The 22,382-nt window shown below is 61.4% G+C and carries 20 protein-coding genes; 8 read left to right on the top strand and 12 right to left on the bottom strand.

The window, feature by feature from the left end:
• Positions 1-359: 359 nt before the first annotated feature.
• From BM062_RS14595 to xylA, 4 genes are all read right to left on the bottom strand, one after another.
• Positions 360-1,499, bottom strand: coding sequence for a sugar ABC transporter permease (locus BM062_RS14595; RefSeq protein WP_092398052.1), 1,140 nt, complete (start codon positions 1,497-1,499; stop codon positions 360-362).
• Positions 1,496-3,088, bottom strand: coding sequence for a D-xylose ABC transporter ATP-binding protein (gene xylG / locus BM062_RS14590; RefSeq protein WP_092398050.1), 1,593 nt, complete (start codon positions 3,086-3,088; stop codon positions 1,496-1,498). Before xylG ends, BM062_RS14595 begins: the two co-directional genes overlap by 4 nt.
• 81 nt (positions 3,089-3,169) lie before the next feature.
• On the bottom strand, positions 3,170-4,150 hold the full coding sequence (gene xylF / locus BM062_RS14585) for a D-xylose ABC transporter substrate-binding protein (RefSeq protein ID WP_371326592.1): 981 nt from the start codon (positions 4,148-4,150) through the stop codon (positions 3,170-3,172).
• Between the two features lie 144 nt (positions 4,151-4,294).
• Positions 4,295-5,611 carry a xylose isomerase gene (gene xylA, locus BM062_RS14580; RefSeq protein ID WP_092398046.1) on the bottom strand — a complete coding sequence of 439 codons (1,317 nt, stop codon included), beginning with the start codon at positions 5,609-5,611 and terminating at the stop codon, positions 4,295-4,297.
• Positions 5,612-5,856: 245 nt separating this feature from the next.
• On the opposite strand from xylA, the gene BM062_RS14575 reads away from it, so the two are divergent.
• The 3 genes from BM062_RS14575 (at position 5,857) to BM062_RS14565 (ending at position 8,483) form a co-directional block, all read left to right on the top strand.
• Positions 5,857-7,065, top strand: coding sequence for a XylR family transcriptional regulator (locus tag BM062_RS14575; RefSeq protein ID WP_092398044.1), 1,209 nt, complete (start codon positions 5,857-5,859; stop codon positions 7,063-7,065).
• 15 nt (positions 7,066-7,080) lie between these two features.
• A complete protein-coding gene (locus BM062_RS14570) occupies positions 7,081-8,148 on the top strand; it encodes an aldose epimerase family protein (RefSeq protein ID WP_092398042.1) in 1,068 nt (355 codons plus the stop codon).
• A gap of 101 nt (positions 8,149-8,249) precedes the next feature.
• Positions 8,250-8,483 (top strand): hypothetical protein, encoded by a 234-nt coding sequence (locus BM062_RS14565; RefSeq protein WP_092398040.1) that lies wholly within the window; start codon positions 8,250-8,252, stop codon positions 8,481-8,483.
• Positions 8,484-8,612: 129 nt separating this feature from the next.
• Here the strand turns inward: BM062_RS14565 and BM062_RS14560 are convergent, their stop codons facing one another.
• On the bottom strand, positions 8,613-10,796 hold the full coding sequence (locus tag BM062_RS14560) for a phosphocholine-specific phospholipase C (protein WP_092398038.1): 2,184 nt from the start codon (positions 10,794-10,796) through the stop codon (positions 8,613-8,615).
• A 371-nt stretch (positions 10,797-11,167) separates the two neighbouring features.
• Between BM062_RS14560 and BM062_RS14555 the strand changes: the two genes are divergently transcribed.
• Positions 11,168-11,929, top strand: a complete 762-nt coding sequence (locus BM062_RS14555; protein WP_092398036.1) for a metallophosphoesterase — start codon at positions 11,168-11,170, stop codon at positions 11,927-11,929.
• Positions 11,930-11,936: 7 nt separating this feature from the next.
• Here the strand turns inward: BM062_RS14555 and BM062_RS14550 are convergent, their stop codons facing one another.
• On the bottom strand, positions 11,937-12,953 hold the full coding sequence (locus BM062_RS14550) for a zinc-dependent alcohol dehydrogenase family protein (RefSeq protein ID WP_092398034.1): 1,017 nt from the start codon (positions 12,951-12,953) through the stop codon (positions 11,937-11,939).
• A gap of 144 nt (positions 12,954-13,097) precedes the next feature.
• Between BM062_RS14550 and BM062_RS14545 the strand changes: the two genes are divergently transcribed.
• The gene (locus BM062_RS14545) at positions 13,098-14,093 is read left to right on the top strand and encodes a LysR family transcriptional regulator (RefSeq protein WP_092398032.1); all 996 of its coding nucleotides are present in this window, start codon (positions 13,098-13,100) and stop codon (positions 14,091-14,093) included.
• On the opposite strand, the gene BM062_RS14540 is transcribed toward BM062_RS14545, so the two are convergent.
• Together BM062_RS14540 and BM062_RS14535 are read right to left on the bottom strand one after the other, a co-directional pair.
• Positions 14,038-14,364 carry an AzlD domain-containing protein gene (locus BM062_RS14540; RefSeq protein WP_092398295.1) on the bottom strand — a complete coding sequence of 109 codons (327 nt, stop codon included), beginning with the start codon at positions 14,362-14,364 and terminating at the stop codon, positions 14,038-14,040. The two genes, BM062_RS14545 and BM062_RS14540, sit on opposite strands and share 56 nt — an antisense overlap.
• Entirely contained in the window at positions 14,364-15,089 is a 726-nt protein-coding gene (locus BM062_RS14535) for an AzlC family ABC transporter permease (RefSeq protein ID WP_092398030.1), read from the bottom strand. Before BM062_RS14535 ends, BM062_RS14540 begins: the two co-directional genes overlap by 1 nt.
• Positions 15,090-15,203: 114 nt before the next feature.
• Here BM062_RS14535 and BM062_RS14530 point away from each other — a divergent pair, with 114 nt between their 5' ends.
• Positions 15,204-15,902 (top strand): aspartate/glutamate racemase family protein, encoded by a 699-nt coding sequence (locus tag BM062_RS14530; protein ID WP_092398028.1) that lies wholly within the window; start codon positions 15,204-15,206, stop codon positions 15,900-15,902.
• Positions 15,903-15,947: 45 nt separating this feature from the next.
• Here BM062_RS14530 and BM062_RS14525 read toward each other — a convergent pair whose 3' ends face one another.
• Positions 15,948-16,385 carry a hypothetical protein gene (locus BM062_RS14525; protein ID WP_254785081.1) on the bottom strand — a complete coding sequence of 146 codons (438 nt, stop codon included), beginning with the start codon at positions 16,383-16,385 and terminating at the stop codon, positions 15,948-15,950.
• Between the two features lie 568 nt (positions 16,386-16,953).
• Between BM062_RS14525 and BM062_RS14515 the strand changes: the two genes are divergently transcribed.
• A complete protein-coding gene (locus BM062_RS14515; protein WP_175501013.1) occupies positions 16,954-17,820 on the top strand; it encodes a Crp/Fnr family transcriptional regulator in 867 nt (288 codons plus the stop codon).
• Between the two features lie 66 nt (positions 17,821-17,886).
• Here BM062_RS14515 and BM062_RS14510 read toward each other — a convergent pair whose 3' ends face one another.
• Positions 17,887-20,070: a prolyl oligopeptidase family serine peptidase gene (locus tag BM062_RS14510; RefSeq protein ID WP_175501012.1), complete on the bottom strand. Its 2,184-nt coding sequence runs from the start codon at positions 20,068-20,070 to the stop codon at positions 17,887-17,889.
• A gap of 249 nt (positions 20,071-20,319) precedes the next feature.
• Between BM062_RS14510 and BM062_RS14505 the strand changes: the two genes are divergently transcribed.
• Positions 20,320-20,538, top strand: a complete 219-nt coding sequence (locus BM062_RS14505) for a hypothetical protein (RefSeq protein ID WP_092398022.1) — start codon at positions 20,320-20,322, stop codon at positions 20,536-20,538.
• Between the two features lie 94 nt (positions 20,539-20,632).
• On the opposite strand, the gene BM062_RS14500 is transcribed toward BM062_RS14505, so the two are convergent.
• A complete protein-coding gene (locus BM062_RS14500) occupies positions 20,633-21,901 on the bottom strand; it encodes a tetratricopeptide repeat protein (RefSeq protein WP_254785080.1) in 1,269 nt (422 codons plus the stop codon).
• Between the two features lie 82 nt (positions 21,902-21,983).
• Positions 21,984-22,382, bottom strand: a 399-nt coding sequence (locus tag BM062_RS14495) for an ExbD/TolR family protein (RefSeq protein ID WP_217647597.1), incomplete at its 5' end; no start/stop codon positions are given.

Raw genomic sequence — 22,382 nt, 5'->3', positions numbered from 1 at the left:
AACGGACAAAAAGAAACGGACCTTGTCAAAGCCCGCCATTTTGCTTGTCGAAAGCAGACATTTTTTTGTCATGGATGCTGCTGCCTGGCTCTCAGGCTGCCGCAAAAAAATTGCCTGGAGGGAAGGACTGGAGAAGCAGCCACGCCTGTCTTTCGCGGGGGGTCCAGAGAGAAGCGGCTCGTGAAAACGCCGGGCAGATGGCGCACTACCCGATTGCGCGGCCGCCATCTTTGGCCGCGGCCATTTCAAGCGAGCCAAATGCGCCGCTGCAAAGGAAGGATTTTTACTGGCTGGCCCAGCCTCGACTGCGCGGGCCGCGACACGCCATCCGGCGTCAGCATGAATGCCGGGATATGCCTCTAACGGCTAGACCGGGTGCTGACATCGACCCACACCGCCAGCATCAGGATGCTGCCCTTGACGATCATTTGCCAGTAGGTGTCGACATCCAGCATCGACATGCCGTTGTCCAGGCTGGCCATCACCAGCGCCCCGATCAGCGCGCCGTATACCGTGCCGGAACCGCCGCGCATGGAAGTGCCGCCGATGAAGCAGGCCGCGATCGCATCGAGCTCGCCCATGTTGCCGGCCGAAGGCGAACCCGCCGCCAGGCGTGCGGTATTGACCAGGCCCGCCAGCGCGCACATCACGCCCATGATGCCGAATATCCACAGCTTCACCGCCTGCACATTGACGCCGGACAGCCGGGTCGCCTCCATGTTGCTGCCGACCGAATAGATGCGGCGGCCGAACACAGTCTGGGTGGTGATGTAGCTGAACAGTCCGAGCAGCGCCAGCAACAGCAGCACCGGCACCGGAATCCCGTCGTAGGTATTCAAGGTCGAGACAAATCCCAGCAGCACCAGGCCGATCAGCAACACGCGCAGCGCGTCGCGCCACAGCGGCGGCACCGGCAGCGCATGCTGCATGCGGTTGCGGCGCTGCCGCCAGGTGAGCGCCAGCGCCAGTGCAAACAGGCCGATGCCGAGCACGATGCCGAGCTGCGGCGCCAGGTAGCCCTGGCCCAGGTAGACCAGGTCGCTGGAAACCGGCGCGATGGTCAAGCCGCCGGTGACGCCCAGCAAAATCCCGCGGAACGCCAGCATGCCGCCAAGGCCGACGATGAACGAAGGAATCCGCATGTAAGCCGTCAGGTAGCCGTTGAACAAGCCCAGCGCCAGGCCCAGCAGCAAGACCAGGCACAGGTTGAGCGGCAGCGGCAAATGGTGGGTAACGTTGAGCACGGCAGCGACGCCGCCCAGCAAGCCGAGCATGGAGCCGACCGATAGGTCGATTTCGCCGGCAATGATCACCAGCACCATGCCGCAGGCCAGGATGCCGGTGATCGACATCTGGCGCAGCAGGTTGGACAGGTTGCGCGGCGTCACGAAACCGCCTTCGGTCTTCCAGCTGAAGAATGCCCAGATGAGGGCAATCGCAATCAGCAAGGCCATGATCTTGTATTGCCGGAACAGCTGCTTGATGTTGATGGTGCTCATATCAGTTTCCCGTTATTCCCTGTTTCAGATGCGGCGGCGACCAGCTGCTGCGACGCCAGGTACTGCGACGACTGGTCGATCGCCGCCGCCAGCACGGTTTCCTGGCTCAGGCCGCGATTGACGAAGTTGCCGCGCAGCTTGCCCTCGCCGATGACCAGCACGCGGTCCGATACGCCCAGCACTTCCGCCAGTTCGGACGACACCATGATGATCGCCACGCCCTGCCGCGCCAGGTCCGCCATCAGCCGGTAGATCTCGGCCTTGGCGCCGACGTCGACGCCGCGCGTCGGTTCGTCCAGGATCAGGACCTTGGGCCGCGCCAGCAGCATTTTCGCCAGCACCGCCTTTTGCTGGTTGCCGCCGGACAGGCTGGTGATCGGCAGGAACGGGCTGGATGTCTTGAGCTGGAGGCGGCTGATTTCAGCCTGCACGGTTTTCAGTTCGGCTTCGGCGTCGATGCGGGTGTGGCGCGAAAAATCCTTGAGCACCGCCAAGGTGATGTTCTGGCCGACGCCGAGATCGGGCACGATGCCGTGCTGTTTGCGGTCTTCGGGTACCATGCACAGCCCAAGCCGGATCGCTTTCAGCGGCGTGCCTGTATCGACCTTCACGCCTTCCAGCCAGACCTCGGCCTGGCTGCGCCCGGGATAGGCGCCGAACAAGGCCGACACCAGCTCGGTGCGGCCGGCGCCGACCAGCCCGGCGATGCCGAGGATCTCGCCGCGCCGCAATGAGAAGGAAATGTCGTCGACCCGCTTGCGCTGCGGATTGTCGGCGTCATGGCAGGTCACATTGCGCGCCTCGAATATCACTTCGCCGATTTCATGTTCCTGGTCCGGATACATGGCGCTGATTTCGCGGCCCACCATCTGCGTGATGATCTGATCGACGTTCATGTCCTGCATCGGGGTGGTGGCGATATGCTTGCCGTCGCGGATCACGGCGATGGTGTCGCACACGGCGGCCACTTCGTCCAGCTTGTGCGAGATATACACGCAGGCCACGCCCTTGGCTTTCAGGTCGCGGATGATATCCAGCAGCACCGCGATCTCGGACGCCGTCAGCGATGATGACGGTTCGTCCAGGATCAGCAGCCTGGCTTTCTTGTTGAGCGCCTTGGCGATTTCCACCAGCTGCTGGTGGCCGCCGCCGTAGTTCATCACCGGCAGCGCTACATTGATATCCGGCATTTTCAGCTCGCGCATGAGTTCCGCCGCGCGGCGGTACATGGCTGGATAGTTCATGCGCCCGCCCGGCAAGGTCAGTTCGTGTCCCATGAAGATGTTTTCCGCAACCGACAGTTCCTGCACCAGCATCAACTCCTGATGGATGATGATGATGCCTGCAGCTTCAGTATCGCGCATCGACTGCGATAGCAGCGGCCGGCCCTCCCACAGGATTTCGCCCTGCCAGCTGCCATGCGGATAAACGCCGGACAGCACTTTCATCAGGGTCGATTTGCCGGCGCCGTTTTCGCCGCACAGGCCAAGGCATTCGCCAGCCTTGACCTTGATGTCTATGCCATCCAGCGCACGCACCGCGCCGAATTCCTTGACGATGCCGCGCATTTCCAGCAAATAGTCGGACATGCTTGCTCCCGCAATGATTGAAGGGAAAACGGCGACGCGGCGGACCAAAGCCGCCGCGGCCGTTTCAGTTCATGCGGCAGCTTACTTGCTGCTGATCTGGGCTTCGGTATAGAAACCGTCGTCCACCAGCAGCTTGACGTTGGCGCTGGTCAGCGGCGTCGGTTTCAGCAGGATCGTATCGACTTTCTTGACGCCGTTTTCATACTGGGCGTTGTAGGAAGGTTTTTCGTTGCGCGCCAGCTGCACCGACAGCTTGGCCGCTTCGGAGGCGATCAGCTTGAGCGGCTTGTAGACCGTCATGGCCTGGGTGCCGGCGATCACGCGCTTGACTGCGGCCAGGTCGGCGTCCTGTCCCGAGACCGGCACCTTGCCCGCCATCTTTTGCGAAGCCAGCGCCTGGATCGCGCCGCCGGCGGTGCCGTCGTTGGAAGCGACGATGGCGTCGATCTTGTTATTGTTGGCAGTCAGGGCGTTCTCCACGATCGACAGGGCTTCGGTGGCGCTCCAGTCCTTGACCCATTGCTGGCCGACGATCTTGATGTCTCCCTTGTCGATGGACGGCTTCAGCACTTTCAGCTGGCCTTCGCGCAGCATCTTGGCGTTGTTGTCGGTGGGTGATCCTCCCAGCAGGTAGTAATTCCCCTTGGGCTGCGCCTTGAGCACGCCTTCGGCCTGCATCTCGCCGACCTTTTCATTGTCGAAAGAAATATAGGCATCGATATCGGCGTTCAGGATCAGGCGGTCATACGACACCACCTTGATGCCGGCCTTCTTGGCTTCCTTGACGGTATTGGTCAGTACGGTCGCGTTGAACGGCACGATGACGATGACATCCACGCCGCGCGAGATCAGGTTCTCGATCTGGGCGATCTGCCGCTGTTCGCTGGCGTCGGCCGATTGCACAAACACCTTGGCGCCCAGCTTGTCAGCCGCCGCGACAAAAAAATCGCGGTCCCTGGCCCAGCGCTCTACCCGCAAGTCGTCGATCGAAAAACCGATCTTGGGATTCTTGGAATCGGCCATGGCGGCCGTGCTGCCCAGTGCCAATACCGCTATCGACATCACTGCCAACAGACTCTTTCTCTTGATCTTGTTCATTGCTGTGTCTCCTGTCATTGGTTTTGATTTAACTGCTGATCACGCATTAACCTCGCCCTGCCAACTTCGACTTCTGCAACACTCGATATCACCCGGAATCACCCCTAATCACCCATATATGGCGCGGTTGACCAGGTTCTCCAGCATTTCCTGGCGACCGCTGACCGCCTGCGGATTGATCTGCCTGGCAAACGCATGCTCGGCGATGTCGCTCAAGCTGAGCTTTCCGGCCAGCACGTCCTGCCCGAAAGCACCATCCCATCCGGCATAACGCTCGGCCTTGAAATTCGCCAGCAGGTCGTTCTCGACCATGCCGGCGGCGCGCTCCAGCGCCAGCGCCAGCACATCCATGGCGCCGACGTGGCCGTGGAACAAATCGACTTCGTCCAGGCTCTGGCGTCGCACCTTGGAATCGAAGTTGAAACCACCGGTGGAGAAGCCGCCGGCTTTCAGGATTTCGTAAGTGGCCAGCGTCATCTCTTCGACGCTGTTGGGAAACTGGTCGGTATCCCAGCCGTTTTGCGGATCGCCGCGATTGGCGTCGACGCTGCCGAGGATGCCGAGCGCGGCGGCGGTGGCGATTTCATGATGGAAGCTGTGCCCGGCCAGGGTCGCATGGTTGGCTTCGATATTCACCTTGATCTCTTGCTCCAGGCCGTACTGCTTGAGGAAGCCGTGCACAGTGGCGCTGTCGTAGTCGTACTGGTGCTTGGTCGGTTCCTGCGGTTTCGGTTCGATCAGCAGCGTGCCCTTGAAACCGATCTTGTGCTTATGCTCTACCACCAGGCGCATGAAACGGCCCAGCTGTTCGCGTTCGCGCTTGAGGTCGGTATTGAGCAAGGTTTCATAACCTTCGCGGCCGCCCCACAGCACATAGTTGGCGCCGCCCAGGCGCTGGGTGGCGTTCATGGCGGTGCAGACCTGCGCGGCGGCGTAGGCAAACAGTTCGGGATTGGGATTGCTGGCGGCGCCGGAGGCAAAGCGCGGATGGCTGAAGCAGTTGGCGGTGCCCCACAGCAGGCGCACCCCGGTCTGTTCCTGCTTGCGCTCCAGCACGTCCAGCATCTGCGCGAAGTTGTTGCGGTATTCGGCCAGGCTGGTCCCTTCCGGCGCGACGTCGGTGTCGTGGAAAGTGTAGTAGTCGACGCCCAGCTTGCTGAAGAATTCAAAAGCGGCATCGGCCTTCTTGTGCGCCATTTCCATGGCGTCGCCGCCTTCTTGCCAGGGACGGCGGAAGGTGCCGGCGCCGAACACGTCGGAACCGGGCCAGACGAAAGTGTGCCAGTAGCAGGCTGCCATGCGCAGGTGGGCGCGCATCGGCTTGCCCAGTACCAGCTTGTCGGCGTCGTAGTGGCGGAAAGCCAGCGGCGTCTGCGCCTGCTTGCCCTCGAAGCGGATCGGTGTCACGGAAGGGAAATAGCTCATGCTTGCTCCTGTAGGGTGGTGGTGCGGTGTTGATGTGGGCCCATACTAGAACCGCTCCCGGCGCGCCACAATTACGAAATCCACCAGATGCCCTAGCGATTCTTTCTATTGCAGGTGCACATAACGGCATTTGGCCTGACGCTGGCGGCGCGCTTCGCTACAATCGAGGCCAACGGACTGGAACCTGTCCGCGGCAATGACAAATTGACAAACCGGGCTGCATGGCGCTCCCAGGAGACTGCAATATGACAAGAACCGTGCACCGCATCGCCCTGCTGTTCAACGGCAACAAGATCTTCGACCGCGACATCATCGCCGGCATCGGCGAATACCTGAGCAGCACGCGCGCCTCGTGGGATCTGTTCCTGGAGGAGGATTTCCGCTGCCGCCTGCAAGGTATAGAGCGTTGGCAGGGCCACGGCATCATCGCCGACTTCGACGATCCGGCTGCCTGCGAAGCCTTGTCGCGGGTCAGCCTGCCGGTAGTCGCAGTGGGCGGTTCGTATGCCGATCAAGCCGACTATCCCGGCGACACGCCGTATGTCGCCACCGACAATTTCAAGCTGGTCAAGCTGGCCTACGATCACCTGATCGAAGCCGGCCTGCAGCGCTTTGCCTGCTTCAGCCTGCCGCAAGCCGACGTCAACCGCTGGGCCCAGGAACGCGAGAAGGCGTTTGAAAGCCTGATGCAGCGCGACGGCATGCAGGGCGCAATATACCGCGGCGTCGGCACCAGCGCGCCTTCCTGGGACACTGCGGTGGAGCAGCAGATCGCCTGGCTGCAGACGCTGCCCAAGCCGATCGGCATCATCGCCGTCACCGACGCCCGCGCGCGCCAGCTGCTGCAGGCTTGCCTGTGCGCCGGCATCGCGGTGCCGGAACAGGTCGCGCTGATCGGCATCGACAACGATCCGCTGGCGCGCATCCTGACCCGGGTGCCGCTCAGTTCGGTGATCCAGGGCACGCGTGAAATGGGCCGCACCGCCGCCCACCTGCTGCACCAGATGCTGCATGGCGGACGCCTGGCCGGCACCCGCATCCTGGTGCCGCCGGCCGGCATCAACGTGCTGGCCTCGAGCCGTCACGAAGCGCCCAGCCATCCGCACGTGATGCAAGCCATGCACTTCATCCGCCAGTACGCCTGCCAAGGCATCAAGACCGAACAAGTGGCCGATTATGTCGGCGTCTCGCGCTCCTCGCTGGAATGGTATTTCCGCCGCGAACTGGGACGCAGCGTGCACGACGAGATCCTGCGCTTCAAGCTGGGCGTGGCGAAGGACATGCTGCGGCACGAAGCCCACAGCATCGCCGAGATTGCCGTCAGCTGCGGCTTCACCTCGGTGCAATACATGCACGCGGTATTCAAGCGCGAACTGGGCTGCACTCCGCGCGAATACCAGGACCGGCTGGCACAGGCCGGGCAATCGCCGCCAACCGCAAACACCATCAACTGACCGAAGCCGACACCGATGACACCGACCTCCATCACCAGCACAGCCGCCGACCATGGCGTCACCCTGTACACGCTGCGCAACGCGCACGACATGCGGATCCTGATCAGCGACCACGGCGCGACCCTGGTCTCCTGGTGGGCGCCGGACCGCTACGGCCGGGTAGCCGACATCCTGCTCGGCTATCCCGATGAAAGCGGCTACCAGGCAAATCCATCTTACTTCGGCAGCCTGGTCGGCCGCTGGGGCAACCGCATCGCCAAGGGCCGCTTCACCGTGGACGGCGCCGAGTACCTGGTCGACCGCAACAACGGCGACAACCACCTGCATGGCGGCGACACCGGCTTCCACCTGGCGCAGTGGCGCGCCGAACCGGGCCCGGACGGCTTGCGGCTGACGCTGGAATCGCCGGATGGCGACGGCGGCTATCCCGGCAACGTGCAGGTTTCGGTGCTGTACAGCCTGGACGACAGCGGCCGCCTGAGCATCGACTACAGCGCCGCCAGCGACGCGCCGACGCCGCTCAACCTGACCTCGCACGGCTACTTCAACCTCAACGGCGGCGGCAGCGATATCTACGACCACATCTTGTCGATCGCGGCTGACCGGTACCTGCAGATCGACGCCCAGCTGATCCCCACCGATGCTGCCGATGTCGCCGGCAGCGCCTTCGATTTCCGCCAGCCGGCGCCGATCGGGCCGCGCCTGGCCTGGCCCGACACCCAGCTCAAGCTGGCCGGCGGCTTCGACCATTGCTACTGCCTGAGGCCGCAGGACGGCGCCGCTCCTGCGCCGGGCCAGGGCCGCAACGCGCAGCCGCTGCGGGAAGTGGCGACCGTCTACGATCCCGGCTCCGGCCGCCAGCTGTCGGTCTCGACCACCGAGAACGGTTTGCAGTTCTACAGCGGGAATTTCCTGGCAGGCATACAAGGCCGCAACGCCCAGCCTTATGCGATACACGACGGCTTCTGCCTGGAGACGCAAGCCTATCCCAACCAGATCAACGGCCCAGATGCCGAAGCCGTGATCCTGCGGCCCGGCCAGGTGTATCGCCAGACCACGATTTACCAAATCTCGGTGCGCTGACAAGCGGCGGCGGAAAAGCGTAGAATAAAGCCCGCCCGCACCGGCTCACCAGCCGGTCCGCGGGCGATCAGGCGCGATGCACATATTGGAAAGAGAGACACATGACAAAACAAAACGGAGCGGAACCGCTCATCAGCGAGATCGAGTATTACATGATGATTGTCGAGTTCGACATGTTATGGAACCGCAATACCACCGCGCAAGAACAGCAGCGAATGGAACACATGATCCGGCTGATCGACGCATTTGAAGCAGGACACACATTCCTCGCACCGCAAATGCAAGTTCGGACCGGACTGGAGAGCCGGAATAAAGAAGGGCCTACAACAATGTAGGCCCTTTTCTTTTGTAGCCCGCTTTTTCTTTATGTCCCGCTATCCCTCTCCTGCCGTCACCTTCACCGCACTCTCATTCGTCCTCTTCCGCAGCCTGTTCCTGTTCAATGAAAGCGGCAAGCCGTCCAATCAGGTGGCAGCCATTGCCGGATCGCTCACGCCATGCGCGCCGGTTTCCATGCGGCCTGCGAAGCGCCGGCTGAAACCGCCGGCCGGCGCCGTCGCCGTCAGGTCATACCAGTTGCCCTGGCCGCCGATCGGCCAGTGCTGGTCCAGCTGCATGCCGGCCGGGACATTGAAAGTCCACGGACCTGCCTTGCGGTAAGCATTGGCCTTGACCGTAACGATGCAGGATTTCTCTCCGCGATTGGCCATCGTCAGGAAGATCCGCCTGGTGAAGATGTCATAACCGAGACGTACCTCAGGCACGGCCGAATCCTCTTCCGACAGCATCGCAAGATTGCCTTGGAAAGCACGATGGAAGCCGTTCGGTCCCAGCACCCACAAATCGTAGGCGCCGCGGTCGGCGTCCAGCTCCCAGGTATCCTGCCATTCCTTGCCGGCCTCCAGCGCATAGCGGCGCGGCACGCGATCCAGGTGCAAGCGATCGTAGACGTGGAACACGGCGGCAGCCCGGCCGGTATTGCGGAAAGTCAGGACGATGTTGTTGCGCCTGACGTGCGTGCGCGCGCTCGCGTGCAGCTCGTACGGCAATGCGCGCGAAGGCCGGACGCCTGCCGCCTGCATCGGAAACACCTGGCTGCCTTCGGCCGGCAAGGCGACCTGCTGCAGTTTTTCCTGCTGGGCGCGCACCGCGTCAGCTTCCGCCCGGGTGCGTTTCGGCAGCGTCGGCAAGACTTCATGGTTCGGATTGACGAAGTTGAAAGCCGACAGCAAATCGCCGCAGACCGCGCGCCGGAATGGCGTGATGTTCTCTTCCTTGACGTGGAAGCGGGCTTCCAGGAAACGCAGCACCGAGGTGTGGTCGAACACCTGCGAATTGACCCAGCCGCCGCGGCTCCATGGCGAGATCACATACATCGGCACGCGCGGGCCGGGACCGTAGGGACGGTTTTGGTAGGTAGCCGATGCCGCCGCGGAAAAATATTCGCCGTCGGTGGAAACCGACGAATGGCCGGCCAGCTCGCCGCCTTCGTAGCCAGGCGCGCATGGCGGCGGCACGTGGTCGAAGAAGCCGTCGTTCTCGTCGAAATTGACCAGCAACACGGTCTTGCTCCATACCGCCGGATTGGCGGTCAAGGCATTCAGCACTTCCTGGATATACCAGGCGCCCTGCACCGGGCTGGATGGTCCAGGATGTTCGCTGTAGTCTGCCGGGGCGACGATCCAGGATACCTGCGGCAGCGTGCCGGCACCGATATCTTCGCGCAAGGCAGCCAGGAAGCCGCCGTCCGGCATGGTGTTGGCCACTCCCTTGAGCAGCGGGTCGATGCTGTCGTCGCTAGGCAGGTAGGCTGGATAAGGAGCGCCGTCGACGGCGTTGCCGCGCTTTTCGTTGGCCTGGCGATAGGCAACGAAACCTGCCAGCGGATTGTCGGTGAAATTGTCCGGCATGTTCTCGTAGACCTTCCACGACACGCCTTCTTTCTGCAGGCGTTCCGGGTAGGTCTTCCAGCTGTAGCTGGCAGCGCTGGTAGAGGCTTCCAGGTGATCCTGGCTGTTATCGATGACCGGGCCGCCGTTCTTGCCTTTGGGATCGATGTTGCCGGTCCAGTGGAATACCCGGTTAGGGTTGGTGCCGCCGTGGAACGAGCAATGGTAGGCGTCGCACACCGTAAACGCGTTCGCCAGCGCGAACTGGAAATCCAGCTCGGCCGAGGTGTAATAACCCATCGACTGGGTCTGCTTGTAGGTCGGCCAGTTCGCCATGCGGCCGAGGTCCCAGGCATCCTGTGCGTTATCGTAGAAGTGGCTGGTGCCGTTGACGCGCTGGGCGTTGCCGATCTTGCTGTCGAGGTGATAAGGCAGGATCACGCGCGATTGTTTGGTGGTCTTGTCGGTGTACGTCTGCTGCATCACATTGCGCTTGCCGGCCAGCGGGATCGGGAAACGGTCGCCGAAACCGCGCACGCCGTTGAGCGTGCCGAAGTAGTGGTCGAAGGAGCGGTTTTCCTGCATCAGGATCACCACATGTTCGACGTCGCGGATGGTGCCGGTCTTGTTGTTGGCGGGGATCGCCAGCGCCCTGCGGATGGCTTCCGGGAAAGCGGCATTGGCGCTGACGGAATAGGCCGTGGCGGCGAGCGCGGTGCCGGCGGTGCGCAGGAAATGGCGGCGGTTCTTCTTGGTCATGATGGTCCTGTTCTTTCCTTATTGGGATAGGCGTCGCTTGGGAAGGGAATGTGCAGCAGGAAGACGGTGCGAGAGCGGATTGCCGGAACACGGGGCTGGTGACGCCATCGACAGTTGGTTGATTCCGGCCATGTAGTTACCGCCACGCATCTTTTGAATGTATCGAAGTATTGCGGCGAAATATTTCAGGCGTATGAAGGTTCGATGACCGTTCTGTAACGATTGGAGACGCCAGTAATCCTGGCTATTGATGGCCTGTATGGATGGCCTGCGTTGCTTACTTCCTGCACTTTCGGTAAGCTGCTTGGCAATACGGCGGGGCAGCGGCTTGCAGAGTCGCCCCGTGGATAACCGGAGCATTTTGCCGTGCCATGAAAATTTCATTGATCTCTGACCTGCACCTGTCCGTGCACCCGATGCCGGCGCCGGCAACCGATGCCGACGTCGTGGTGCTGGCCGGCGACATCTGGCGGCCTGTGGAAGCCATGCAGTGGGCCAGGCAATTTTCCGTGCCGACGATCTTCGTGCCTGGCAATCATGAGTTTTACGGGAGCGACCTGGTCAGCGCCATGCGCGACCTCAGGAGCGCAGCGCAAGGCAGCCAGGTGCACATATTGCAGAAACAGGCACTGCTGCTGGATGGCGTGCGCTTCCTTGGCTGCACCCTGTGGACGGACTTCCGTTTCTTCAGCAGCGCCGAACAGCGCCAGCTGGGCCTGCAGCAGGCAACCGAACTGGTCAGGGATTTTTCACGGATACGCGTGGCGCCGGATTTTCCCGACACGTTTACGCCGGCCCTGTCGCAAATGCTGTTCGACGACACGGTTGCCTGGCTGGAGCAGCAGTTCGCGCAGCCGCATGACGGCCCGACCATCGTCGTCAGCCATCACGCCCCTGGCCCGCAAAGCGTGCATCAACGCTTTGCGGGATCGGCGCTGAATGCCTGTTTCACGTCCGAGCTGGAACAACGCATCCTGGCGTGGCAGCCGGCGTTCTGGCTGCATGGGCACATGCATGACAGCTCGGATTACCGGATCGGGGCGACCCGGGTGCTGTGCAATCCGCGCGGTTACGCACGCGGCGGCAACGCGGAAAACGCCAGCTTCGATCCCGGCCTGACATTTTCCGTTTGAACCTGTCTTACCTGGCGACTTCGATCACGACTTTGCCGAAGTGGCCAGCCTGTTCCAGGTATGCATAAGCTTCGCGCGCCTGCTGGAACGGGAACACCTTGTCTACCACCGGCTGTATCGCCGCCACTTCAACGAACCGGTTGAGGTCCTCCAGCATCGCGCGGCTGCCGACGAAGATGCCGGACAAGCGCTTGGCGCCGCCGATCAAAGCGAACGGATCGAGCTCGCCGCCGAAACCGCTGACGCCGCCAATGATGGCAATCGTACCGCCCATCCTGGTGCTGCGGATGGAGCGCGCCAGCGTGCCCTGGCCACCGACTTCCAGCACCAGGTCGACCCCGGCGCCGCCGGTAAGCCGCAGCACTTCATCTTGCCATTCGGGCGTGTTGCGGTAATTGATGATGGCGCTGGCGCCCAGGGCGCGGGCGCGTTCCAGCTTGGCGTCGCTGGACGAGGTAATGATGGTGCGCAACCCGGCCGCCTTGGCCAGCTGCAGCGCCCAGACCGAGACGCCGCCGGTGCCCAGCAGCAGCACGCTGTCGCCGGCCCTGAGCCGGCCCTCGACGAACAAGGCGTTCCAGGCGGTGACGCCGGCGCAGGGCAAGGTCGCGGCCTGGATGTAGTCCAGGTGCGGCGGAATCGCTACCCAGGACTCTTCATGCAGCACCACCTCGTCGGCCAGCACGCCATCCGTCACCGCGCCGAGCGCGCGGGCGGTGTTGCGCGGAGTCGGCGCGCCGCTGATCCAGTCCGGGAAAAAAGACCCGGTAACACGGTCGCCGACGCTGAAGCGGTTCACTGCCGCCCCCACTTCGATCACTTCGCCGGCGCCGTCGGAGCCCGGGATCACGGGCTTGTCGCCAGTGCTGAGATATGTGCCGTCGGCGATCATCAGGTCGCGATAATTGAGCGATACCGCATGCATGCGCACCCGCACCTCATGCGCTGCCAGCGGCGCGCTGTCGCGCTGCACCCGTTCCAGTCCCGCAATCTTTTGCCCTGCCTGAATCTGATAAGCCTGCATGGAAATCTCCTGTTCGTTTCACACATCATCTGTGCCTGGCCGCCGCAATGTCAGCGGCGGGATTGGCTGTTATGATATAGGTTCTTATTTTTCCTCAGTGGCGGCATTTTTTACTATGTATGTAGCGTATATGGATACAATAAAATGAGCGACCGTTTGCATGGCATCAGTGCTTTCGTCGAGGCGGTGGAAGCCGGCAGTTTTGCGCTGGCGGCGGAACGCATGCGCCTGACCCGCTCGGCGGTAGGCAAGAGCATTGCGCGGCTAGAGCAGCGCCTGGGAGTGCGCCTGTTTCAACGGACCACGCGCAGCCAGAGCCTGACCGAAGACGGCCAGGCTTATTACGAACGCTGCGTGCGCGCGCTGGCGGAACTGGACGCCGGCGCATCGGCGCTGGACAGCGGCAAGAGCGAAGCCATCGGGCGCTTGCGCGTCAGCGTGCCGGTGCTGTTCGGCCGCCACTGCGTGGCCCCGGTGCTGCTGGCCCTGGCGCGGCGCCATCCGCGGCTGGCGATCGAAATCTCGTTCAGCGACCGGGTGGAAGACCTGGTGGAAGAAAAATACGACCTGGCGATCCGCATCGGCAGCCTGCCCGACAGCGCCACCCTGGTAGCGCGCCAGCTGGCTACGCAAGACATGTCGATCTGCGCCGCGCCGTCATACCTGGCTGCTCACGGCAAGCCGGGCAGCGTGGCGGAGATGAGCCGGCATGTCGGAATTGCCTACGGCCGCGCCGGCCGCCTGGAGCCCTGGCGCGTGCGCGACAGCGCCGGCCAGGTGCACAAGCCGCAAGTGAACATCCGCCTGGTGTTCGACGACCTACAAGCCATCACCGATGCCGCGGTGGCCGGCGCCGGACTGGCCTGGCTGCCTTGCTGGCTGATGTCGAAACATGCCGCCGCCGGCGAACTGGAGCTGGTGATCGACAGCGAAAGCGTGCTGCCTACCGAGATCTATGTGGTATGGCCGCAGTCGCGCTATCTGCCGACCAAGACCCGCGTGGCGATCGACGCCCTGGTGGCGGAGATCCCGCCGATGGTCGGTCAGATGCAACGGCCGAAAAAAAAGCCGAGTGAAAAATACCCTAGCGTCCCAGCACCCCGAACTGCCAGGCAAAAAACACCAGCAGCCCAACCATGATGGTCAGCAGCTGGCGCCGTGTGCCGGCGCACACCAGGACCGCTGCAATGGCGGCGATCAGCTGCGGATTGCGCCAGCTCAGCTCAAGCCCCTGGCCGTGCGGCGCCAGCACCATCGGCACGATGATCGCCGTCAGCACGGTGACCGGCACAAAGGCCAGCGCTTCCTTGAGCCAGATCGGAAAGGCGGCGCGCTCGCCCAGCATGAAGATCGCCGCCTTGATGAATACCGTGATCAGCGCCATGCCGATGATCATCCAAGTGTAGTACATCATGCCTTGCTCCTTGCCGCGCGGCGCAGCGCCTGCCAGTGCGACAGCGCCAGGCCGACGCCGACTCCGGCCAGGATCGCCGCCAGCAATCCCAGCTTGTAAGGCAGATCACGCAGGAACCAGGCGAATGCGCCTGCGGCCACCGCGGCAGCCAGTTGCGGCAAGCGAAACAGCTGCGGCACCACGATCGCGATGAAAGTCGCCACCATCGCAAAATCCAGCCCCAGGGTCTGCAATTGCGGGAATGCCGTGCCGAACAGCAAACCGAGCAGTGTCCACAACTGCCAGTTGCCGTACATCGACAAGCCCGATCCCAGGAAATACCAGTGCCCGCGGGGCGTATGGGCGTGCTTCAGGTAGTAGGCATTCATCACGGCGAAGGTTTCATCGGTCAGCAGGAAGCCCAGCAGGAAACGCCAGCGCGCCGGCAAGTGGCTGACGTGCGGCAGCAAGGTCGCCGCGTACAGCATGTGGCGCAGGTTGACGATGAAGGTGGCCATCCAGATCACCAGCAGGCCGACCTGCCCTGCCGCCAGGCCGACCGCGATGAACTGGCTGGAGCCGGCGAACACGCCGAGCGACATCAGCTGGCCTTGCCAGGGCGCCAGCGGCCCGGCGGCGACCAGCGCGCCGAAAATCACGCCGAACGGCGCCGCGCCAACCATCATCGGTATGGTGTCGCGGGCGCCGGCGGCAAAACTGGACAGGGAGGTGGGATGCGGCATAATCTATTCCTTTGCGATGCCGGAATAGTAATGTCAAGCGCCGCTTTGCGCTAGTGGACTGTCATATTGGCGCCCTGCGCATGCGCGCGTCAATCTCTACCGTAGGAGTGTTCTTTGAAGACCATCGGCCTTATCGGCGGCATGAGCTGGGAATCGACCGTGCCCTATTACCGTCAAATCAATGAAACCGTCAAGCAGCAGCTGGGCGGGCTGCACTCGGCAAAAATCATTCTCTACAGCGTCGATTTCCACGAGATAGAACGCCTGCAGCATGCCGGCGACTGGGACGCCGCCGGCGCCAGGATGGCTGAAGCGGCGCAGGCGCTGGAACGAGCTGGCGCCGATTTCCTGGTCCTGTGCACTAACACCATGCACAAGGTCGCGGCCGCGATCGAAGCCGCGGCCGGCATCCCCTTGTTCCATATCGCCGATCCCACTGCCGACGAAATCAAGCAGGCAGGCTTGTCGACGATAGGTTTGATCGGCACCCGTTTCACCATGGAGCAGGCGTTCTACAAAGACCGCCTGCGCGAACGCCACGGCTTGCAGATATTGACGCCCGGGCAGGAAGACCGCGATACGGTCCATCGCATCATCTACGACGAGCTTTGCGTGGGCCAGGTGAAGGAAGCGTCGCGCGCGGAATACCGCAGGGTGATTGCGAGCCTGGTCGCGCAAGGAGCGCAGGCGGTCATCCTGGGTTGCACCGAGATCTCGCTGCTGGTCGGCGCCCAGGATTCGGCAGTACCCTTGTTCGACACCACCAGCATCCATGCACGCAAGGCCGCGGACTGGGCGCTCGCCGCAACATGATGCCTGCAGCGCCATCGGCCGCGGCGCGATGGCGGAGAGCATTGTTTATTTAGGCATGGGATCGGCTGCCATGGCCTTGTCGCGAGCCTTGGTCGATTCCTGTTTCTCTTCTTTCAGATCCGATTTCGCCTCCGCTTTTTCTACTTTCATGTTTGCCTTTGCGGTTTTTTTCTTGGCCTTGTATTCTGCCTTCGCGTCACTATCGGCTTGCCGTTTTTGCACCAGCGGGTCGGTCAAGGTGGCGCGGGTATCGACGCTGGTGGTCGCTGCGGGTGCGGCACCTTCGGCGGGCGCCGTGGTTTGTGCCTGGGCCAGGTTGACGCACAGCAGCGCCGCAATAGGCAGCACGAGGATATGAATGTTTTTCATGTCGAGTCCTTTATAAAGATGGTGAATCAAGGTTAATTGCAAATCCAGATCAGTTTTGTGCGCTAGGCAACTTAGCGCGTCACCCCTGAAAATAGCCGGCATCCCTTGCTGCATGCGGCTTTCCGGTCGATTGACTGTTGTCTGGCGGATACCGGCCCTTACTGAAACACCGATTCAAACTTTACATTCGCGGAATTTTGCACAAAGATATAAACGTCAGCAGTTCATTTTTCATTTTTTGACGGTGGCGGTTTTGACATGCTGCTCCCGTCCGATGGAGAGAATATGTTACTTAAGCACACACTTATCGTTACAGCAATTGCCATGATCGCGGTCAGCGGATGTAAAAAAACGGATGACCCTAATGCTCCTGCAGCAGCCACTCCACCGGCAACGCAGCAGGCAATGCCGCCAGCCGCTCCGGCAGCCCCCGCCCCGTCGGCCCCCGACGCTGCACCGGCCGCACCGGCTGCATCGGGCGCCAGTTCTTCCAGCGGCAGCTAGCAGACCGCGGTTGGCGCCACAGGGCGTCAACCGCATTTTTTTGTGACAGGACGCCTCTCCAGCGTCGATTCCTGTGTCAGCGCATTCCTACAGCAGAAGAAGACAAGCGCTGATTTCGCAAACTCCGCTCCAATGCAATCATCAATACACAGCAGTACAAACCACATCCTCAAAGGAGATGGCGATGGCTTACGTATTGAACAATTGCGGCACTCTGAAAACGAGTGCGAAAAATAGCGCCGCGGTGCTGTCGGTCCTTCGGAGAGAAAGCATGGCCGAGCTGATCCAGCCCGGCACGCAACACCTCACCTCGCTCCGCATTGCCGGCCTGTACGGCCACAATCCTTTGCAGAACCACATACTCGACGCCCTGCCGCCAGAAGATTTCCGGCGCCTGCTGCCGCACCTGGAATTTGTCGCGATGCCGTTCGGCATGACGGTATGCGAAGCGGATAGCCAGATACGGCATATTTATTTTCTCACCAGCAGCATCGTTTCTCTGGTCCACGACATGAAAGACGGCAGCTCGGCCGAGACTGCGGTGATCGGCAATGAGGGAGTGCTGGGAGTCACCCTGTTCATGGGCGGCGGCAAGAGCCTGAACCGGGCCACCGTGAAAAACGCGGGTTATGGCTTTCGCCTGAAGGCCAGCATCCTGGCGGAAGAGTTCGCCCGCGGCGGCGCCTTGCAGCAACTGTTGCTGCACTATACGCAGACGCTGCTTGCGCAAATGTCGCAAACCGCCGTGTGCAACCGTCATCACAGCGTGCCGCAGCAATTGTGCCGTTGCCTGCTGCTGACGCTAGACCGCTTGCCTGGCAACGAAATCAGCGTCACGCAAAGCGCGATTGCCGCGATGCTGGGCGTGCGGCGCGAATCGATCGCCGAGGCAGCCGGCAAGCTGCAGGAAGAAGGCCTGATCCAATATGCGCGCGGGCACCTGACAGTGCTGGACCGGGATGGCCTGGAAGCAAGGGCTTGCGAATGCTACGCGGACCTGAAGCACGATCACCGCGATACGCTCAGCGAGAAAAAAGCCTCATAGGATATCGCCCTGCATTCAGTCCGCAGCGGCTGCGGTGGACGGCCAGCCGCTGCTGTCGGGATGCCGTCAGTCGGCCGACGGCTCTGGTGGATTGCCCGCCACCGCACCGGCGTCCGGCGCCGGGCGCATGTCCAGCACCTTGGTCAAAAAGCCCCAGCGATCGGCCACCTCTTCAATCTGCTTCGAAGTCGGCTTGCCGGCGCCATGCCCGGCCTTGGTGTCGATGCGTATCAGCACCGGCGCCGCGCCTGCCTGGTCAGCCTGTTCGGTGGCCGCAAACTTGAAGCTGTGCGCCGGCACCACGCGGTCGTCATGGTCGGCGGTGGTCACCAGCGTGGCCGGATAGCAGGTGCCTGGCTTCAGGTTGTGCAGCGGCGAATAGGCATACAAGGCTTTGAATTCATCGGCGTTGTCGGAAGAGCCGTAATCCGAAGTCCAGCCCCAGCCGATGGTGAATTTATGGAAGCGCAGCATGTCCATCACGCCGACGGCCGGGATCGCCGCGGCAAACAGCTCCGGCCGTTGCACCATGGTGGCGCCGACCAGCAGCCCGCCGTTGCTGCCGCCGCCGATCGCCAGTTTCTGCGGCGAGGTATATTTATTGGCGATCAGCCACTGCGCCGCGCCGATGAAATCGTCGAACACGTTTTGCTTTTGCAGCTTGGTGCCGGCTTCATGCCATGCCTTGCCGTACTCGCCGCCGCCGCGCAGGTTCGGCACGGCGTACACGCCGCCCATTTCCATCCAGGCCAGGTTGGGCACCGAGAACGCCGGCGTCAGTGAAATGTTGAAGCCGCCGTAACCGTACAGATAAGTCGGGTTGCTGCCATCGAGCTTCAGGCCCTTTTTCGATACGATGAACATCGGCACCCGGGTGCCATCCTTGCTGCTGTAGAAAACCTGGCGCGTCTCGAACGCGCTCGGATCGAAATCGACCTTCGGCTGCCGGTACAGGCTGCTCTTGCCGCTCGCCAGGTCATACCGGTAAATCGACGCTGGCGTGGTAAAGCCGGTAAACGAATAGAAGGTTTCCTTGTCATGGCGCTTGCCGCCGAAACCGCTGGCAGAACCTATTCCCGGCAAAGCCACTTCCCGCACCAGCTTGCCGTCCAGCGTGAATACCTTGACCTGGCTGCGCGCATCTTTCAGGTAGTCCAGCACCAGGCGCTGGTCGACCACGTTCGCGCCTTGCAAGGTTTGCTCGGCCTCCGGCACGATCACCTGCCATTTTTCAACTTCGGGGTGGCGCGTGTCGATCGCGATAATGCGGCCTTTTGGCGCGTCCTTGTTGGAGTTGAACAGGAACACCGGGCCATCGTTGTCGATGAAATCGTAAGAAGCATCGAAACCGTCAAGCAGCGGTAGCATCTTTGCGTCTTTTTTGCCCAGCTCCTTGTAGTACACGCGATTCTTTTGTTCCGTGCCTTGCGAAATGCTGACGATCAGGTATTTGCCGTCATCGGTGACGTGGCCGGCGAAACCCCATTCCTTTTGATCCGGCCGGTCGTAGACCAGGACATCGTTGTCCTGGGAAGTGCCGATTTTATGGAAATACAGCTTCTGGAAATAATTCACGTCGGCCAGCTTGGTCGCTTCTTTCGGCGCATCGTAGCGGCTGTAGAAAAAGCCCGAGCTGTCGTGGGCCCAGGATGCGCCCGAGAATTTTACCCACTGCAAATGATCGGCGGTGTCTTTGCCGCTTTCGATGTCGCGCACCTTCCATTCGTTCCAGTCGGAGCCGGAGGCAGCGGTGCCGTAGGCCAGGTATTTGCCGTTCGGGCTGACCGCAATGCCGGCCAGCGCCACCGTGCCGTCCGCCGCCAGCTTGTTGGGATCGAGCAGCAGGCGCGGCTCTTCATCGAGTTGCTTGACGGTGTATAGCACCGCCTGGTTTTGCAGGCCGTCGTTACGGCTGTAAAAATAACGGCCGCCTTCCTTGAAGGGCACGCTGAAGCGTTCGAAATTCCACAGCTTGGTCAGCCGTTCGCGGATCGCCGCGCGTGCAGGAATTTTTTCAAGGAAGCCTTGCGTCAGTGTGTTTTGCGCCTCTATCCACGCCTTGGTGTCGTCGCTGTTGCCGTTTTCCAGCCAGCGGTAAGGGTCGGCTACCTTGACGCCGTGATAGTCGTCTACCTGGTCGATTTTCTTGCTGACCGGATAAGCCAGGGCATGGTTGCCCGCCGGGCATTGCTGGGCGATGCCGCCGCTGGTGAGGATGGCGGATAGGGCCAATGCGTGTTTTAGGTACATGTTTTGTCCGTTGTGATTTGGGTGAAATCAGATGAGCAAAGCTGAAAAAATACGCCGGCGGCTGGTGGCTGCGGCGTAAGGGAAACACAATATCATCGATTGCATGCGATGTCTGTTTGCCACGTTGCTTGTTGCTTTTTCGAAAGTAAATATGCTATCGTGCATTTCTAAAATGTAACATCATGTAGCGCGCAGCCATCACGTCGAGCGGGCTACCAACTCCAACATCCAGAGACAAAGAAACCAGCCATGAAAACACTATTTGCCTGTGCATTTATCCTGCCCGTCCTGTCTGCATGCGCAGTCGACGCCGGCAACCAGAACGTCGCCGACAACCAGGAAAACGTTTACACCACCGGCAGCAACCTGCCGTCCAGGCAAAACAAGAAGTCGAATGTGGAAACGCTCTCGCCTGAGCAAGCTAGCGGGCTGTTTGGTACAGGTACGACACACGCACCCAGGAATTAAGTACGCCTTTTTTACGGCATGATTGACAGCGGTTAACTGAAAACGTCTCACCGAAAGGTGAGACGTTTTCTATTCAGCGCCGCATTGCGTCAGATTAATTGATCGGATGGTTTGCCTGCATCACCCACAAGCGCGCCAAATCGGCAACGCCATCTGTACCTTGAACCGACTTGAAGGCCTGGATCGCCTTGTCTTTCTGTCCGGCCAGCTGGTAAGCAATGCCCAGGTGCAGCTTGGCGTCCTCTGGACGCTTGAGGCCGCCCTTCTTCAGGCCGTTCTCCATCAGCGCCAAGCCTTTGTCAAACTGGCCGGCGGTGACCAGCGCATACCCGAGGTTGAGCTGGCCGGTGCCTTCCTTGCTGGCGTTTACCGAGGCTTCGGTTTGCGCTAATGTTCTCTGGTCGTCGGCCATTCCTTTGCTGGCCTGGTCGCGCAGGCGCTTTTGCTTGGCGGCGTCAGGACCGCTGCCCAGAACACCCGACTGAAAACCCTGGTCCAGCGTTTTCTTCGCTTCTGCCGGGAATCCCGCCAGCAGCGCCAGTTGCGCCACGTCGGTGAATTCGGCGCTGGTCTGCAACTGCGCTGTCGCGGCTTTCAAGCGGTACAAGTCCAGCGTCAGATGGTCAGAGAAGCCCGGCTTGGCCTGGATACGGCTGAGTAAGTCGAGCCAGTATTCTTTCTTCGGATAGTAGCTGTTGAGCTTTTCCAGCGAGCTCAGGTATGCCTGTTTGTCGTTGCTCTTGAGCGCACAGCTGACCAGCAGTTTCAAGGTGATCTCGGTCGGCGTACGGCCTGCGCTTTCATCGGCCGCGATGTCTTTCTGCAGCTCGCTGGTGGCGCGCGGAATGTCGTTGCTCAGGTAGTAGGACTGGATCAGCAAGGTGCGGGTTTGCGGATCGTTGCCGTTTTCCTTCAGCGAGCGCGATAGCCATTCGATGGCTTTGGGATATTTTTCCGCGTCGTAGTACAAACTGCCCAACGCCTGCACGATCTTGGCTTTTTCCGCCGGCTCCAGGCGTCCGGACGCAATCACTGCTTCGAACGATTTGCCTGCCAGGTCGGTATCGCCGGCGCGCGCGGCAGCAGCCCCGCGCAGGCGGTCGATGGCATATATTTCATACGGTGTCTTGTCAGCGACAGCATCGGTTTCAGCGATCTTGGCCAGCGCTTCCTTGAATTTTTCTTCTTTAAGAAGCGCCTGCGCTGCCTGCAGCGGCGTGCCGATTTCCGGGCGCACCGTCTCGGCTTTGGCGCTGGCGTCCGCGGCATGCGCCAGCGGAGCAAAGCCGGCCATGGGAAGTGCCGTGGTCAGGCCCACGGCTGCCAACAACACGAAAATTGGTGCGAAACGCAATTTGGACATAGCTATTCTTTCAATCGAAAAAACGAAAATAGGCAGGGGTATGACCCTGCCTATTTTCTGGTGCAAAAACAAATGCTATTGATTACTCCATGAACTGCTCGTTACCGACGATGCCGATCTTGGTGACGCCCAGCCGCTGCGCCGACGCCATCACGGCTGCCACCGACTTGTACTCCACCAGCTTGTTCGGCCGCAGGTGCACTTCATCGATATTGCCGCCCGCGACCACCGTCTTCAAGCGGTCTTCCAGTTCCGCGCGGTTCGCCATCGGCGTACCGTTCCACATCACGGTTCCTGTCGGATCGATGTCCACCGTGTCGACCACCGGCAAGGCCAATGGCGGCGGCGGATTACCGGTCGGCATGTTCAGCTTGATCGCGTGATTCTGGATCGGAATCGTGATGATCAGCATGATGATCAGCACCAGCATGACGTCGATCAGCGGCGTCATGTTCATCTCCATCATCGGTTCCGGATCGTT

Source organism: Collimonas sp. OK412, from assembly GCF_900112135.1.
GTDB lineage: Bacteria > Pseudomonadota > Gammaproteobacteria > Burkholderiales > Burkholderiaceae_D > Collimonas > Collimonas rhizosphaerae.
Note: the sequence above shows the minus strand (reverse complement) of the source record. Positions and strands in the feature narration are given on the sequence as shown.

Excerpts from the sequence above, each read along its gene's own strand:
- xylG (WP_092398050.1), bottom strand. The coding sequence starts at position 3,088 with ATGTCCGACTATTTGCTGGAAATGCGCGGCATCGTCAAGGAATTCGGC.
- BM062_RS14505 (WP_092398022.1), top strand. The coding sequence starts at position 20,320 with ATGAAAACACTATTTGCCTGTGCATTTATCCTGCCCGTCCTGTCTGCA.
- BM062_RS14555 (WP_092398036.1), top strand. The coding sequence starts at position 11,168 with ATGAAAATTTCATTGATCTCTGACCTGCACCTGTCCGTGCACCCGATG.
- BM062_RS14540 (WP_092398295.1), bottom strand. The coding sequence starts at position 14,364 with ATGTACTACACTTGGATGATCATCGGCATGGCGCTGATCACGGTATTC.
- BM062_RS14565 (WP_092398040.1), top strand. The coding sequence starts at position 8,250 with ATGACAAAACAAAACGGAGCGGAACCGCTCATCAGCGAGATCGAGTAT.
- BM062_RS14570 (WP_092398042.1), top strand. The coding sequence starts at position 7,081 with ATGACACCGACCTCCATCACCAGCACAGCCGCCGACCATGGCGTCACC.
- xylF (WP_371326592.1), bottom strand. The coding sequence starts at position 4,150 with ATGTCGATAGCGGTATTGGCACTGGGCAGCACGGCCGCCATGGCCGAT.
- BM062_RS14550 (WP_092398034.1), bottom strand. The coding sequence starts at position 12,953 with ATGCAGGCTTATCAGATTCAGGCAGGGCAAAAGATTGCGGGACTGGAA.
- BM062_RS14575 (WP_092398044.1), top strand. The coding sequence starts at position 5,857 with ATGACAAGAACCGTGCACCGCATCGCCCTGCTGTTCAACGGCAACAAG.
- BM062_RS14515 (WP_175501013.1), top strand. The coding sequence starts at position 16,954 with ATGGCGATGGCTTACGTATTGAACAATTGCGGCACTCTGAAAACGAGT.
- BM062_RS14525 (WP_254785081.1), bottom strand. The coding sequence starts at position 16,385 with ATGCAGCAAGGGATGCCGGCTATTTTCAGGGGTGACGCGCTAAGTTGC.
- BM062_RS14595 (WP_092398052.1), bottom strand. The coding sequence starts at position 1,499 with ATGAGCACCATCAACATCAAGCAGCTGTTCCGGCAATACAAGATCATG.
- BM062_RS14535 (WP_092398030.1), bottom strand. The coding sequence starts at position 15,089 with ATGCCGCATCCCACCTCCCTGTCCAGTTTTGCCGCCGGCGCCCGCGAC.
- BM062_RS14510 (WP_175501012.1), bottom strand. The coding sequence starts at position 20,070 with ATGTACCTAAAACACGCATTGGCCCTATCCGCCATCCTCACCAGCGGC.
- BM062_RS14560 (WP_092398038.1), bottom strand. The coding sequence starts at position 10,796 with ATGACCAAGAAGAACCGCCGCCATTTCCTGCGCACCGCCGGCACCGCG.
- xylA (WP_092398046.1), bottom strand. The coding sequence starts at position 5,611 with ATGAGCTATTTCCCTTCCGTGACACCGATCCGCTTCGAGGGCAAGCAG.
- BM062_RS14545 (WP_092398032.1), top strand. The coding sequence starts at position 13,098 with ATGAGCGACCGTTTGCATGGCATCAGTGCTTTCGTCGAGGCGGTGGAA.
- BM062_RS14500 (WP_254785080.1), bottom strand. The coding sequence starts at position 21,901 with ATGTCCAAATTGCGTTTCGCACCAATTTTCGTGTTGTTGGCAGCCGTG.